Origin of the sequence: Streptomyces sp. NPDC126510 (assembly GCF_040302345.1) — a bacterium.
Classification (GTDB): domain Bacteria; phylum Actinomycetota; class Actinomycetes; order Streptomycetales; family Streptomycetaceae; genus Streptomyces.
This window is the reverse complement of the sequence record NZ_JBEORR010000043.1, coordinates 13,527-29,390: the sequence shown is the minus strand read 5'-3', so window position 1 is coordinate 29,390 and position 15,864 is coordinate 13,527. Positions and strand designations below refer to the sequence as shown.

The window sequence follows — 15,864 nt, the reverse complement described above, 5'->3', positions numbered from 1 at the left end:
CATCTCACGAAGACTTACGAGAGTCCGCCATGTACGAGCTGTCCCGGGTCCGCCTCTACTCGATCGGGCCCGCCGGTGCGCGCTATGCCGACACCGTGCTTGACCTGCGCGGTGTGGGCGAGATCGTGCCCGATCCCGCGCCCGCCCAGGCGGAGTTCTTCGAGGAGGAACCGGTCGGCCCGCCGCGCCGGCCCGCGCCCGCGGGCGTGCTCTTCCTGGAGAACGGCGGCGGCAAGTCGGTGCTGCTCAAGCTGATCTTCTCCGTGATGCTGCCGGGCCACCGCAACACCCTCGGCGGCGCCAGCTCCGGCGTGCTGCGCAAGTTCCTGCTCGCCGACGACTGCGGGCATGTCGCGCTGGAGTGGCAGCACGTGCTGACCGGCGAGTGCGTCGTCGTCGGCAAGGTCAGCGAGTGGCGCGGGCGGCAGGTCTCCAACGACCCGCGGAAGTTCGCCGAGGCCTGGTACTCCTTCCGGCCCGGGCCCGGACTGAGCCTGGACAACCTCCCCGTGGCGGAGGCCACCGCCGTACGGGCCCCGGCCGAGGGCCAGTCCGGTGCGCGCGGGCGGCGCCGCACCATGAAGGGCTTCCGCGACGCCCTCACGGAGGCGGGCAAGAACTACCCGCACCTGGAGGTGCACTGGGAGGAGACCCACGACCGCTGGATCGAGCACCTCGGCGACCTCGGCCTCGACCCCGAACTCTTCCGCTACCAGCGCGAGATGAACGCCGACGAAGGCGAGGCCGCCGGTCTCTTCGCCGTCAAGAAGGATTCCGACTTCACCGACCTGCTGCTGCGCGCCGTCACCGACACCCGCGACACCGACGGGCTCGCCGACCTGGTCAGCGGCTTCGGCAACAAGCTGGGCCGGCGCGCCGAGCTGATCGCGGAACGCGACTTCACCGCCGGGTCCGTCGACCTCCTCGGACGGATCGTCGAGGCCGCCGAGGCCCGCTCACGCGCCCGTGACATCCACTCCACGGCCGAGCGCCGGACCCGGACACTGGCCCGCCGGTTGTCCGCACGCGGTGTGCGGGAGCGGGTCCGGGCCGCCGACCTGGCCCAGCGGGTCACCGCCGCCGCGTACGCCGTCACCCACGCCGAGGCGGCCCGCGAGCGCAGCGCCCTGATCTCCGCCGAAATCGCCTACCGGCACGCCTCGCTGGCTCTCGCCGGGGCCGAGAAGTCCGCCGCCGCGCAGAAGCGCGAGCTCGCCGACGCCCGCACCCTTTACGCGGCATGGCAGGCCGCCGAGGCCGTGCTGCGCCACCGCGCCGCCTCCGACCGCGTCACCCGCGTGTCCGCGGCGATCCAGGAGGCCGAGCGGGACGCCGCCCCCGCCCTGGCCGCCCGCTCCAAGGCCGCCGTCGATCTCGTACGGGCCCTGCACGCCGCCGCGGAGAAAGCGGAGAGCCACGCCAACGAGGAGGAGGAGCGCTCCGCCGCCCTCCAGGAGGTCAGCGACGCCGCCTACCGGGACTCCACCGCCGCCGCCACCCAGGCACAGCGCGCCCGCAGCGAGATCGGGCACCTCAAGCAGCGCCTCGCCGAGGTCGAGCAGGAGACCGCCGAGGCGGTCCGGGCCGGCTGGCTCGACGACTCCGCACCCGACGCCGACCCGGCCCGCGCGGCCCTGGCCGCCAGCGACGCCGAGAAGACCGCCGTCGCGGCCTGGGACGCGGCCCGTGAGGCGTCCCGCCGGGCCACGGAGCAGGCACGCGAAGCCGCTGCCACCGAGAGCCGAGCGGAACTCACCGCGGCACGCGCCGCCGACGCGGCCACGGCGGCGGAGCGGTCGTACGAGGCCGAGCGCCGCACCGCCGAGGCGCTCGCGGGGGAGGAGCGGCTGGCGGAACTGCTCAGCCTCACCCCGCAGACCCGCCCCGGCATCCCGCAGCCCCGGCACGGCACGGACGGCGACCCGGCCCCGCAGCCGGCCGCCGGCGATCAGGGGCTCACCCCCGAGGAACTCGACCGCTTCGCCGACGACCTGCGCGACCTGCTCGACGACTCCGTCTCCTCCGCCGAGCGGCAGCTGTTCGAGCTGCGTACGGCCGCGGCCGACGACTCCCGCATCCTCGGCGCGCTCGGCGACGGCGGACTGCTGCCCCCCGGCCCGGACGTGCTGGCCACGGTCGAGTTCCTCGGCGAGCACGGCATCCCCGCGCTGCCCGGCTGGCGCTATCTCGCCCAGGCCGTCGACCCGGCCGACCACGCCCGCGTGCTGGCCGCCCGGCCCGAACTCGTCGACGGCGTGATCATCACCGACCCGGCCTCCCACGCCCGGGCCCGGGAGGCGCTGGGCGACGCGGCACTGCTGCCCCGCTCCGCCGTGGCGGTCGGCACCGCCGCCGCCCTGCTCGCCCCGACCCCGGCCCCCGACACCGACAGCGGCGACGTGTTCCTCGTGCCGCCGAACCCGGCCATGCACGACGAGCACGCCGCCGACGAGGAGCGGCAGGCGCTGCGCGCCCGGGCCACCGAGCGGGACGAGGAGATCCGCACCCTCGCCGCCCGGCTCGGCAAGGACCGTGAACTGGCCGCCCGGCTCGCCTCCTGGCGCACCGGCTGCCCCGCCGGCCGGCTGACCGAACTGGCCCGGGCCGCCCACGACACCCACGAGTTCGCCGAGGAGTCGGAGGCGGAACTGGCCGAAGCCCGGACCCTGCGGGCCGAGGCCGACGAGGTCGCCACCGAGGCCGCGCGCGTCCGCGACGAGCGGCAGGAGGCCGCGCAGAAGGCCCGCCGCTCCGCCGATGCCCTGGCCGGGCTCGCCTTCCGGCTGCGCGAGCGCGCCGGCTGGCAGGTCAAGCTGCGCGAACTGGCCGACGAGGCAGCCGAGTCCGAGGCGAGCGCCCAGGCCTGCCTCGAGCGGGCCCGGGCCGCCGACGAGGACCGGCGGGCCGCCCAGCGCGCCGCCGACGACACCCGACGCACCGCCCGTGCGCTGCGCGCCGAGCGCTCCGAGATCGCGGGCGCTCCCGACGACGTGCCCGAGGACGAGGACCAGACCCCCAAGGCCTCCCTGCCCGCCCTGCGCGAGGCCTACCGGGCCGCGTCCCAGCTGTACGAGAAGGTCGGCGTGGGCGCCGACCTGCGCGCCGAGCAGGCCCGTGCCGAGAGCGACGAGAGCGCGGCCCGCGCGGAGCTGGACCGGCTGAGCAACAAGGTCCGTACGCGTGCGGAGCAGCTCCTCGAATCACCAGACGGCTCCGACGGCCCCAGCCGCCAGGCCGCCGCCGCCCGCGCCGAGGAGCTGGTCCAGCTCCTGGAAACGCGGATGTCGACCGCGAGCGAGCAGCTCGGACGGCTGCGTGGCGAGGCCGAACGGCTCGCCCCCGCCGACGACGGCGAGGCCCACACCGACCTTCCCGAGGACATCCGGCCCCGCGACGCCGAACACGCGCAGACCCTGCTGCGCACCGCCACGGCCGAACTGGCCTCCCACACCGAGGCGCTGAACCGGGCACGCGAGGCACACGCCGAACTCCTCGACGCCCACCGGGCCGCCGAGGACGCGGCGAGCGGCTTCGACGAGATCGCCGCCATGCTCCGCGACCTGCTGCGCGAGCACGCCGGCGAGGAGGAGCAGGAGGAGACGGAGCCGTACGCCGGCAGCCCGGAGGAGGCCCGGCAGACGGCCGCCGAGGCCCGGCGCTCGCTGCGCGGCTGCGCCGCCGACCTGTCCGCCGCCGAGGCCGCCGTCCGGGAGGCGAGCGACATCCTCGTCCGGCACGCCAACTCCACCCGCTACGAGCAGGTCCGCACCCCGGCTCGCCAGCAGATCCGTGAACTGCCCGCCTCCGCCCTGCCGGAGCACGCCCAGAAGTGGGCGGACGCCTTCGCCCCCCGCCTGCGCGTCCTGACCGACGAACTGGAACAGCTGGAGCGCAACCGCGACTCGATCGTGGACCGCCTGCGCGGCCTGGTCGAGTCGGCCCTGGCCACCCTGCGCTCCGCCCAGCGGCTCTCGCGACTGCCGGAAGGTCTGGGCGAATGGTCGGGGCAGGAGTTCCTCCGCATCCGCTTCGAGGAACCCGACCAGGCCACCCTCACCGAGCGGCTCGGCGAGGTCATCGACGAGGCGACCCGCGCCGCCGTCAAGAAGAACTCCGACCTGCGCCGCGACGGCATGTCCCTGCTGCTGCGGGGCGTCGCCGCGGCGCTGCAGCCCAAGGGCGTCGCCGTGGAGATCCTCAAGCCGGACGCCGTGCTGCGCGCCGAGCGCGTCCCCGTCGGGCAGATGGGCGACGTCTTCTCCGGTGGCCAGCTCCTCACCGCCGCCATCGCCCTCTACTGCACGATGGCCGCGCTGCGCTCAAACGACCGGGGCCGCGACAAACACCGGCACGCCGGCACGCTCTTCCTGGACAACCCCATCGGCCGCGCCAACGCCACGTATCTGCTGGAACTCCAGCGGGCGGTGTCGGACGCCCTGGGCGTGCAGCTCCTCTACACCACGGGTCTGTTCGACACCACCGCGCTGGCCGAGTTCCCCCTCGTCATCCGCATGCGCAACGACGCCGACCTGAGGGCCGGCCTCAAGTACATCAGCGTCGAGGAACACCTCCGCCCGGGCCTGCCGCAACAGCCCCAGGCGGGGGAGGCGGTCCACAGCGAGATCACGGCGACCAGGATGTACAAGCGCCCGGCGTCCACGACGCCCTAGTGAGGTCTCCCTGACGCCCGGCGCTCATGGGTTCTCCCCCGGTCTTCAGTCGGCCGCCGGGGCGGCGACGGGAGCGGTGGCCGGGGCCTCGGAACGGTGCTCGGCGAGCACCCCGGTCCGGTGCCGCTGGACGAACCAGTAGTAGGCGAAACCGCCGCCCGCGATGACGGCGACGAACAGCACCGCACCCCAGCGCAGGTACCAGTGGTAGGGAGCCGAGGCGTTGTAGACCGCGGCCCGCGGCCAGATCAGGTTGAGCGTCATGGCCGCACCCCACAGGACCGCGAGGATGTTGACCGGCAGGCCCCAGCGGCCCAGGGAGAACCGGCCCTCGCCCGCGGGCTGCCACTTCCCGCGCAGCCGCGCGACCAGCAGCGGCACCGTGACACCCAGATAGGCCAGGTAGATCATGATGATGCCGATGCTGGTGACGACGGTGAAGATCTGCGGCTGGCGGATGTTGACCACCAGGATCGCCAGCGCCAGGATCCCGATGATCACGGTCGGCAGGACCGGCGTCTGGAACCGCGGGTGGCACCGGGCCAGCCTCGAGGACGCCGGCAGGTTGTTGTCGCGGGCCATCGCGAAGGCCAGCCGGACCGCCGCCGTGTGGACCGCCAGGGCGCACACCGTCACCGCGATCAGCACGCACCACAGCATCGCCTTGCCGGCCGTCGGACCGAGCACGTCCAGCACGATGTACTGCAGGCCGTCCGTGGACAGCTTGTCGCCCTTCAGGCTGGACACGCTCATCAGCGCGAGCAGCAGGATCAGGCCGCCCAGGACGAAAGAGGCCACGATCGCCCGGATGATGGCGCGGGGCGCGTTACGGGTCGGGTCCAGGGACTCCTCACCGAGCGAGGCGGCCGTGTCGAAGCCGTACATGACGTACGCCGAGGCCAGCGAGGCCACCAGGAAGGCGCCCAGGTAGCCGTTTCCGTAACCCGCGCCGGTCCCGTGCGTCTCCATGACGACCTGCGGACCGCGCGTGATGTGGACCGCGAACAGGACGATCAGTACGACGGTGGCGATCAACTCGATGAACACGCCCGCCGTGTTGATCCGCGCCATCAGCTTGACGCCGAAGGCGTTCACGAGGGTCGTGAACAGGATCAACACCGCGGCCAGGATGACCGCGTTGGTCGCCACGTCGTACGTACCGGTGCCGTCCCCCACGAACTGGAAGAACGACGAGATCTGCGGCAGCGTCAGCTGGTAGGCCAGCGCGACGGCCGATATGGACACGATCGAGGCGATCAGCATCATCCAGCCGGCGAGCCAGCCCAGATGCGGGTTGCCTATCTTCTTCGACCAGTTGTAGACGGAGCCCGCCACGGGATAGCGGGCGGCGAGCTCCGCGAAACACAGCGCCACCATGAACTGGCCGACGAAGACCATCGGCCACGACCACCAGTAGGCGGGGCCGCCGCTGCCGTAGCCGAAGTAGAACAGCTGGAAGGTGCCGGTCAGGATGGAGATGTAGCTGATCCCCGCGGCGAAGGTGTGGAAGTTGCCGAGGGTGCGTTTGAGCTCGGGTCTGTAGCCGAACTCGGTGAGTTCGGCGTCGTCCCGGCCGTGTGGGTCGGTCGACTCTGCGGTTGTTCTCATGGGCGGTTCCCCAATGGGTGTCTCAGGCTCGGTTCGATCAGTCGAACCAACCCTGATGCGTGGGGCGGATGTTGCGCCAGATGAAATTCGTCTCCCGATACTCGGCGCGCCCCGGGGCCCGAGTTCGCGTCCGGCGCCGGACTGCTTGAAACCGCCCCATTCTGCCCGCCGGACATCGGGACATACGGGTGTTGATCGGGGCCGTCCCCGACACCGCGTGCCTCGTCGGCTCGGCCCTGGCCCTGAGGGACGGCGTCCCGTGCGGCGACGGCTGCGTGACGGCCCTACCGCACACCGTCGTCGCCGGCGACACCGTCCTGCCTCACGAGTGGGACAACTGCCCCGCTCCACCCCGCCGGCGTATCCGCCCCTGCGCCCGCTCGGCGGCACGCTCCTGCCGCCGGGTCCGCCGCCGCTCGCGCCGCAGGGCCCGCGCCGTGCTGCTCGGCACGGACACCACGCCGTTGCGCTGATTCCAGACCTGGCGTGTCACCCACACGTCGAGCGCTCCCCAGGTGGCGGCGATCGTGCTGACCACACTGCTGATCACCATGGGGAATGCCAGCCAGGACCCGGCCATCGTGCACAGGAAGGCCACCATGGCCTGGATCAGGGTCACGGCTATGAGCAGGACCGCTCGTACGGCCGCCGTCCGCACCGGATCCGGCAGCCGGCGCCGCCGCGCGGGCTCCTCGACCCACAGGGGCCGGTGGTAGCGCCCCTCCCCGGCACCGCGACTCGCCCCGCGATGCAGAACTCCCGTCTCGTGTCTCGAGGGCTCCACCGTGCCCCCTGAGATGTCGCGTTCGGCCGCATCAACATCCTGATGCCCCGTCAGCTGCGCCCCACCAGCCCTGGACGCACCGCGCCGTTCCGCCGTGCCCATCACCGTGTCACTCCCCACCGCCAGCAGACCGCTCGCTCGCATCCGAAGACCCGTGCTCCCCAGTGGCTGCCCGGCTTGCGCTGTCTTACGCCGCCCAGATGCGGGATGCGGCTCCTGCGACCGATTCCGCCCCCGTTTCCCGTAGGGAAGTACGAACGGCCGCTCACGAAGATTCCCGGAAACCGAAAAATTTCAGCCAACCGCCCACGAGTCGCTCGTGGGTTGACCCGCGCCGCCACCACCGGTTTCGGAGAGACAACTCCCGCAATGCCCGGACAACTCGCCACGCCTCGCGGCTGGCGCGGAAGTTCAGGTTCCGGACCGGCCTTCGAGTTCCCTGTGGGTCGGTAGTAGGCTCGCGCCGTTTGTTGACGCACATGTGTACCCCCGGTAGCCGGGGGCCCGAGCTGGGGGAGGCCATGCGCTTTCGCGGGAAGTCCATCCGCCGGAAGATCGTGGCGCTGCTTCTCGTGCCGCTGGTGTCCCTCACCGCGATCTGGACCTTCGCCACCGTGCTCACGGGACGTGAGGCGAGCGACCTGTTCAATGTGTCGTCCGTGGTGGAGAAGATCGGCTACCCCATCGAGGACACCGTCCGCGTCCTCCAGGAAGAACGCCGCCAGACCCTCGTCTACCTGGCCGACCCCCGCGCGTCCGACGGTCTCGCCGCGCTCCGGCGCAGCCGGTCCGCCACCGACAAGGCCGTCAGCGGCATCCGCGACAACGCCCGGAACCCCGACGTGCGCGACGCGATGGGCGCGGACACCGACGAGCGGCTGACCGCGGTCCTGGACGGCTTCGACGGCATCGAGTCGCTGCGCCGCAGCGTCGAGGACGGCACCGTCAACCGCACCCAGGCCCTCGACCTCTACAACCGGCTCGTCGACCCCTGCTACGTCCTCCTCGCCAACCTGCACGTGGTCGACAACATCGAACTGGACAAGCAGTACCGAGCGCTGGCCAATCTCGCCCGCGCCCGCGAACTGCTCTCCCGCGAGGACGCCCTCCTCGGCTCCGCCCTGATCGTCGGCAGGATCTCCCACTCCGAAGAGCGGGACATCTCCGACCTCGTGGCCCAGCGCACCCTGATGTACGACGTCAACCTGCCGCTGCTGCCCGTGGCCGAGCGCGACCGCTACCAGAGCTTCTGGAAGAACGCCTCTTCCGCCCCCTTGCGCGTGGCCGAGGAAGCCGCTGTCTCCTCCGGGGCCGGAACCCCCCGCGGTGTCTCCGCGAAGAGCTGGGACAGCGCCGCCGGCAACGTGCTCGACGAGCTCGGCACCCTCAACGACCAGGCCAACGACCGCTATCAGGACCGCGTCCACCCCGTGGCCGTGGGTGTCATCGCCAAGGCGGTCATCGCCGGTGCCCTCGGCCTGATCGCACTCCTGCTCTCCCTCTTCCTGTCCGTACGCGTCGGCCGTACCCTCATCCGCGATCTGCGGCAGCTGCGCCTGGAGGCCCACGAGGCGTCCGGAGTGCGCCTGCCGAGCGTCATGCGCCGCCTCTCCGCGGGCGAGCAGGTCGACGTCGAGACCGAGGTCCCCCGCCTCGAATACGACAAGAACGAGATGGGCGAAGTCGGCCAGGCCCTCAACACCCTGCAGCGCGCGGCCGTCGAAGCCGCCGTCAAGCAGGCCGAGTTGCGCGCCGGAGTCTCCGAGGTCTTCGTCAACCTCGCGCGCCGCAGCCAGGTCCTCCTCCACAAGCAGCTCACCCTCCTCGACGCCATGGAGCGCAGGACCGAGGACACCGAGGAACTCGCCGACCTGTTCCGCCTCGACCACCTCACCACCCGCATGCGCCGGCACGCCGAGGGCCTCGTGATCCTCTCCGGCGCCGCGCCCTCCCGTCAGTGGCGCAAGCCCGTACAGCTCATGGACGTCGTACGCGCCGCCGTCGCCGAGGTCGAGGACTACGAGCGCATCGAGGTCCGTCGCCTGCCCCGGAACGCCATCACCGGCCCGGCCGTCGCCGACCTCACGCATCTCGTGGCCGAACTCCTGGAGAATGCCACGGTCTTCTCGCCGCCGCACACCGCCGTCCAGGTCCTGGGCGAGCGTGTCGCCAACGGCTTCACCCTGGAGATCCACGACCGTGGCCTCGGCATGGCCGCGGAGGCACTCCTGGACGCCAACCTCCGGCTCGCCGAGACGCCGGAGTTCGAGCTGTCCGACACCGACCGGCTCGGCCTGTTCGTGGTCAGCCGGCTCGCGCAGCGCCAGAACGTCCGGGTGTCCTTGCAGCCCTCCCCGTACGGCGGCACGACCGCCGTGGTCTTCATCCCCGACACGCTGCTCACCGACGACGTCCCGGACACCAACGGAATCGGGTTCCGTCTCGACCGCCCCCAGCTGGCCCCGGAGCACGAGCCCCAGGCCGGCCGCCGCGCCGCTCTGTCCCACGCGCCCGCGCAGCGCCCCGGCCTGCCCGCCGCCCTGCTGGACGGTCCGGTCGAGCTGGAGGCCCCCGTCGACCTGGACGCCATCGGAGACTTCCCGGGCGCCATCGAGGACGAGGACAGTGAACACGGCGGTCTGTTCCGCCCCCGGCACTCCCTCACCCGCGACCCGGACGAGAGCGCCGGCCGCCGCACCGATCCGCGCCGGCAGCCCGCCGAAGTCCGCGGCACGGGGGAGCGGACCGACAGTGTCGACGAGCTGGGCGCCCCCGGCGCGCTGCCCCGCCGCAACACCCCCAAGCTGGTCAGCTCGCACGGGCGCCCGGTGACCGGCCAGCGCCCCCGGCGGGGCCGGACGGACGAGGAGACGACCCGCACCACCGGTCGAACGGATGCGAGCGCCACCTCGGCGCTCCCGTCACGCCACCGGGGCGAGGAGCCGACGCCCGGTCGCGACACCGGCGGGGCGGGACCCGAACCCGCACCCGCGCTTCCAGCTCGGCGCCGCACCGAGAGCCCCTCGGACGGCAGCCGTCGGGGCGACGCCCTGCCGGACACACCGCCGCCGCTGCCGGCCCGCCGTCGCGGGACGGATGCGGGCCGTCGTGGCATCGGCTCGGCCGGCCGCACCGAGGACCCGGCGGAGTCCCCTGCCTCACCGGGCGGCGCCGCCGTCGACCGGTCGGAGCCGTCCGCTCTGCCCAGGCGTACCCGCCGCGCGGAGATCGCCTCGAGCGGCCCGGAACGATCGGACCACCGCTCCGGCTCCACGCCGGCCACCACCGGCGGCGCGCCGGGCCACGAGGCCGGATCGGACGCAACGTCCCGGGGAACCGGTTCAGCACCACAGTCCGGCCCCGGCACCGCTCCACTGCCCCGGCGCGTCCGGCAGGCCAACCTGGCTCCGCAACTGAAGCGGAGCTCGGAGCCGCGTAGCGAGGAAAGGGCAGAGCCCGTCGAACGCGACGCCGATGAAGTACGCAGCCGCATGGCATCGCTCCAGCGTGGCTGGCAGCGCGGCCGTGAGGAGAACGCCGCGGGCGATGCCGCCCACAGCGGCGCAGCACCACAAGGAACGAAAGAGGGGGACGGTCGATGACCGCACCGAAGGCGACCGGCAACACAGCGACCAACAGGGGGGAGCTGAACTGGCTCCTCGATGATCTGGTGGACCGTGTCGCGAGTATCCGCAAGGCCCTCGTGCTTTCCGGCGACGGTTTGCCGACGGGCTTGTCCAAGGACCTGACCAGGGAGGACAGCGAACACCTGGCTGCCGTCGCCTCCGGGTTCCACAGCCTCGCCAAGGGCGTGGGACGCCACTTCGAGGCCGGCAACGTCCGCCAGACGGTCGTCGAACTCGACGACGCCTTCCTGTTCGTGACGGCCGCCGGCGACGGCAGCTGCCTCGCCGTCCTCTCGGACGCCGACTCCGACGTCGGCCAGGTCGCCTACGAGATGACGCTCCTCGTGAAGCGAGTGGGCGTGCATCTGGCGGCCGCACCGCGCACCGATCTGCCCGCAGGCGGGTAGTGGGATGGCATGAGCGCTGACGGTCAGGGAAGAAGCCACTGGTTCGACGACGAAGCCGGGCCGGTCGTCCGCCCGTACGCCATGACCCGCGGCCGCACCAGCAGCCAGGGCCAGCACCGCCTGGACCTGATCGCGGTCGTGGTCGCGGAGCCGCAGGCGGACGATCCGGAAGCCGACCACATGCTCTCCCCGGAGCATGTGGATATCGTCGAACTGTGCCGCGACATCCCGCAGTCGGTCGCCGAACTCGCAGCGGAACTCGACCTGCCCATCGGAGTGGTACGGGTCCTCGTCGGAGATCTCGTGGACGCGGAATTCGTCCATGTGAACCGGCCCGTGCCCCCTGCCGAGCTGCCGGACGAGAGTATTCTGCGCGACGTGATCAACGGCCTCCGGGCGCTGTGAGCAGCGCGGAAGCGGGGTACTGACGTGACTGGCTGGCAGTTCTGGGTGGACCGCGGCGGCACCTTCACCGACGTCGTCGCCCGGCGCCCGGACGGCCGGCTGCTCACGCACAAGCTGCTCTCGGACAACCCCGCACGCTACGCCGACGCCGCGGTCGAGGGCGTTCGCACCCTGCTGTCCGGCTCCGGCGACCCCGTCGACAGCGTCCGCATGGGGACCACCGTCGCCACCAACGCCCTCCTGGAGCGCACGGGCGAGCGCACACTCCTGCTCATCACCCGCGGCTTCCGCGACGCCCTGCGCATCGCCTACCAGAACCGCCCGAGCATCTTCGCCCGCCGCATCGACCTGCCGGAACTGCTGTACCAGCGGGTCGTCGAGGTCGACGAGCGCATCGCCGCCGACGGCACCGTCCTGCGCGGTCCCGATCTGGAGGCGCTCACCGGGCCCCTCCAGGAGGCGTTCGACGACGGGATCCGGGCCGTAGCCGTGGTCTGCATGCACAGCCACCTCCACCCGGCGCACGAAGAGGCCGTCGGGGAGCTGGCCGCCCGCATCGGCTTTCCGCAGATCTCGCTCTCCAGCGAGACCAGCCCCCTGATGAAGCTCGTCCCCCGCGGGGACACCGCCGTCGTCGACGCCTACCTCTCGCCCGTGCTGCGCCGCTACGTCCGGCACGTCGCCGACCAGCTCGAAGGCGTACGGCTGATGTTCATGCAGTCCAACGGCGGCCTCACCGAGGCCGGGCAGTTCCGCGGGAAGGACGCCATCCTGTCCGGGCCGGCCGGCGGCATCGTCGGCATGGCCCGCATGTCCCAGCTCGCCGGCTTCGACCGGGTCATCGGCTTCGACATGGGCGGCACCTCCACCGACGTCTCGCATTTCGCGGGCGCGTACGAGCGGGTCTTCACCAGCCGTATCGCCGGCGTCCGGTTGCGCGCCCCCATGCTCGACATCCACACCGTCGCGGCCGGTGGCGGTTCGGTGCTGCACTTCGACGGCTCCCGCTACCGCGTAGGGCCGGACTCGGCGGGCGCGGAGCCGGGGCCCGCCTGCTACCGCGGTGGCGGGCCGCTCGCCGTCACCGACGCCAACGTCATGCTGGGCCGGATCCAGCCCGCCCACTTCCCGCAGGTCTTCGGCCCGAACGGTGACGAGCCGCTCGACGGGGCAGTCGTCCGGGACCGCTTCACCGCCCTCGCCGGGCTGATCGGCGAGCGGACCGGCGACGACCGCACGCCGGAACAGGTCGCCGAGGGGTACCTGCAGATCGCCGTGGCCAACATCGCGTCCGCCGTGAAGCGCATCTCCGTCCAGAAGGGCCACGACGTCACTCGCTACGCCCTCACCACGTTCGGCGGCGCGGGAGGCCAGCACGCCTGCATGGTCGCCGACGCCCTCGGGATCCGCACCGTCCTCGTGCCGCCCATGGCCGGGGTCCTGTCCGCACTCGGGATCGGACTCGCCGACACCACGGCCATGCGTGAGCAGTCCGTCGAAGCCCCCCTCGAACCCGCCTCCATGCCCGGGGTCCTCAAAACCGCCGAAGCCCTCGAAGCCGCAGCCCGCGCCGAACTCCTCGCCGAGGACGTCCCCGAGGAGCACATCCAGGTCACCCGCCGCGCGGAACTCCGCTACGACGGCACCGACACCACCCTCACCGTCGAGCTGACCGAGCCCGGCACGATGCGGCACGCCTTCGAAGAACGTCATCGCGCCACGTACTCCTTCACGCTCGACCGCCCGATCGTCGTCGAAGCCCTCTCCGTCGAAGCCACCGGCATCACCGCACCCCCCGATCTGTCCGCTCTGGCTCCCTATGCAACCGACGCAGCCGCCTCCGGCACGACCCCCGGCGCCGGCCCCGACCGCGACCCCGCCGCGTCCCGGACCGTCCGTCTCCACACAGGCGGCGCCTGGCGCGACGTGCCCCTCCGTCGCCGCGAGGAACTTCCCCCCGGCGACACCGTCACCGGCCCGGCGATCATCACCGAAGCCGGTTCCACGACCGTCGTCGACGACGGCTGGCGGGCCGCGGCGACCGTCGACGGGCATCTGGTCATGGAACGCGCCGCGATTACGCAGAGTTCCGATCTCGGCACGGAAGTCGACCCGGTGCTGCTTGAGGTCTTCAACAACCTCTTCATGTCGATCGCCGAGCAGATGGGCGCCCGCCTCGAATCCACCGCCCAGTCCGTCAACATCAAGGAGCGCCTGGACTTCTCCTGCGCCCTCTTCGACCCGGACGGAAACCTGGTGGCCAACGCGCCACATATCCCCGTCCACCTGGGCTCGATGGGCACGAGCGTCAAGGAGGTCATCCGCCGGCGCGGCCCCCGCATGCGCCCGGGCGACACCTATGCGGTCAACGACCCGTACCACGGCGGCACCCACCTGCCGGACGTCACCGTGATCACCCCGGTCTTCGACACGACACCGGCGACCGACACGGAGAGTGACCGAGGAGCGGGTGGAGAGCGGGATCCGAAGATCCTCTTCTACGTCGCCTCCCGTGGCCACCACGCCGAGATCGGCGGCATCGCCCCCGGCTCCATGCCCGCCGGCAGCCACACCATCGAGGAGGAAGGCGTCCTCTTCGACAACTGGCTGCTCGCCGAGAACGGCCGCTTCCGCGATGAGGAGACCCTCCGCCTCCTCACCGAGGCGCCCTACCCCTCCCGCAACCCGAAGACCAACCTCGCCGACCTGCGCGCCCAGATCGCCGCCAACCAGAAGGGCGTCGACGAGGTCGGCCGCATGATCCAGGACTACGGCCTCGACGTCGTCCAGTCCTACATGAGGCACGTCCAGGACAACGCCGAAGAGGCCGTGCGCCGCGTCATCGACGCCCTCGGCGACGGCGAGTACGCCTACGAGACAGACTCGGGAGCCGTCATCCGGGTGGCCGTGCGCGTGGACCGCGAGCACCGGGCCGCGACCATCGACTTCACCGGCACGTCCGCGCAGCTGCCGACCAACTTCAATGCCCCCTTCTCCGTCGTCAACGCAGCGGTCCTCTACGTCTTCCGCACCCTCGTCGCCGACGACATCCCCCTCAACGACGGCTGTCTGCGCCCCTTGAGCATCGTCGTCCCGCCCGGCTCCCTGCTCGCCCCCGAGCCGCCCGCCGCCGTCGTCGCGGGCAACGTGGAGACCTCCCAGGCCGTCACCGGCGCCCTCTACGCGGCGCTCGGCGTCCAGGCCGAGGGCTCCGGGACCATGAACAACATCACCTTCGGCAACGAACGCCACCAGTACTACGAAACCGTCGCCTCCGGCTCCGGGGCGGGCGACGGCTTCCCGGGCGCACCCGTCGTCCAGACCCACATGACCAACTCCCGCCTCACCGACCCCGAGGTCCTGGAGTGGCGACTACCCGTACGCCTCGAGGAGTTCGCCGTCCGGCGCGGCAGCGGCGGCGGCGGACGGTGGCCCGGCGGGGACGGCGCCGTACGCCGTATCCGCTTCCTCGAACCCATGACCGTCTCCACGCTGTCCCAGCACCGCCGAGTCGCCCCGTACGGCATGGCGGGCGGCGAGCCGGGCGCGCTCGGCGCCAACCGGGTGGAGCACGCCGACGGCACGGTGACCGAACTGGGCGGCAGCGACTCCGCGGACCTCGTCAGCGGCGACGTACTCGTCATCGAAACCCCAGGCGGCGGAGGCTACGGCCCGCCGTCGCCCGACCCCCATCAAGCAGGAGAAGAGATCGATGATCTTCGGGCGTTCTGAGCGTGGCAAGCCTCCGGTCGAGCCCGTCACGCTCAAGATCCTCGTGGCCGGCGGCTTCGGCGTGGGCAAGACCACGCTCGTCGGCTCGGTCAGCGAGATCAGGCCGCTGCGCACCGAGGAGCTGCTCACCGAGGCCGGGCGCCCGGTCGACGACACCAGCGGCGTGGAAGGCAAGCACACCACGACCGTGGCCATGGACTTCGGCCGCATCACCCTCCGTGAAGACCTCGTGCTGTACCTCTTCGGCACGCCCGGCCAGGAGCGGTTCTGGTTCATGTGGGACGAACTCTCCGAGGGCGCACTCGGTGCCGTCGTCCTCGCCGACACCCGCCGCCTGGAGGACTGCTTCGCCGCCGTCGACTACTTCGAACGGCGCTCGATCCCCTTCCTCGTCGGCGTCAACTGTTTCGAGGGTGCTCCCCGTTACCCGATCGAGGACGTCCGCCAGGCCCTCGACCTCGACGAGGGCGTGCCGCTCCTGATGTGCGACGCCCGCGACCGGGAGTCGGTCAAGGAGGCACTCATCGGCGTCGTCCAGCACGCCATGGCGTACGCGGCCGACCGCCGTGAGGCCGTCACCGGCTGACCCCGCGACGGCTGCGGACGCGGCCCGCACCCCCGCCGACCGGGGT

Annotated in this window: 8 protein-coding genes; 6 read left to right on the top strand and 2 right to left on the bottom strand. The window is 72.1% G+C overall.

What is annotated here, in order from left to right; all coding sequences use genetic code 11:
- The first annotated feature begins 29 nt into the window (after positions 1–29).
- Positions 30–4,670: a coiled-coil domain-containing protein gene (locus tag ABTX60_RS38265; RefSeq protein WP_352101543.1), complete on the top strand. Its 4,641-nt coding sequence runs from the start codon at positions 30–32 to the stop codon at positions 4,668–4,670.
- Positions 4,671–4,715: 45 nt separating this feature from the next.
- On the opposite strand, the gene ABTX60_RS38260 is transcribed toward ABTX60_RS38265, so the two are convergent.
- Both ABTX60_RS38260 and ABTX60_RS38255 read right to left on the bottom strand, forming a co-directional pair.
- Positions 4,716–6,278, bottom strand: a complete 1,563-nt coding sequence (locus tag ABTX60_RS38260) for an APC family permease (RefSeq protein ID WP_352101542.1) — start codon at positions 6,276–6,278, stop codon at positions 4,716–4,718.
- A 322-nt stretch (positions 6,279–6,600) separates the two neighbouring features.
- A complete protein-coding gene (locus ABTX60_RS38255) occupies positions 6,601–7,164 on the bottom strand; it encodes a hypothetical protein (protein WP_352101570.1) in 564 nt (187 codons plus the stop codon).
- A 419-nt stretch (positions 7,165–7,583) separates the two neighbouring features.
- Between ABTX60_RS38255 and ABTX60_RS38250 the strand changes: the two genes are divergently transcribed.
- The 5 genes from ABTX60_RS38250 to ABTX60_RS38230 are packed head-to-tail and all read left to right on the top strand — an operon-like array spanning position 7,584 to position 15,818.
- Positions 7,584–10,664 carry a sensor histidine kinase gene (locus ABTX60_RS38250; RefSeq protein WP_352101541.1) on the top strand — a complete coding sequence of 1,027 codons (3,081 nt, stop codon included), beginning with the start codon at positions 7,584–7,586 and terminating at the stop codon, positions 10,662–10,664.
- Positions 10,661–11,095: a roadblock/LC7 domain-containing protein gene (locus ABTX60_RS38245; protein WP_352101540.1), complete on the top strand. Its 435-nt coding sequence runs from the start codon at positions 10,661–10,663 to the stop codon at positions 11,093–11,095. Before ABTX60_RS38250 ends, ABTX60_RS38245 begins: the two co-directional genes overlap by 4 nt.
- A gap of 9 nt (positions 11,096–11,104) precedes the next feature.
- Positions 11,105–11,500: a DUF742 domain-containing protein gene (locus tag ABTX60_RS38240; protein ID WP_104778870.1), complete on the top strand. Its 396-nt coding sequence runs from the start codon at positions 11,105–11,107 to the stop codon at positions 11,498–11,500.
- A 24-nt stretch (positions 11,501–11,524) separates the two neighbouring features.
- Positions 11,525–15,232, top strand: a complete 3,708-nt coding sequence (locus tag ABTX60_RS38235; RefSeq protein WP_352101539.1) for a hydantoinase B/oxoprolinase family protein — start codon at positions 11,525–11,527, stop codon at positions 15,230–15,232.
- Complete coding sequence (locus tag ABTX60_RS38230) at positions 15,213–15,818, top strand: GTP-binding protein (protein ID WP_352101538.1); 606 nt, start codon at positions 15,213–15,215, stop codon at positions 15,816–15,818. Before ABTX60_RS38235 ends, ABTX60_RS38230 begins: the two co-directional genes overlap by 20 nt.
- Positions 15,819–15,864: the final 46 nt, after the last annotated feature.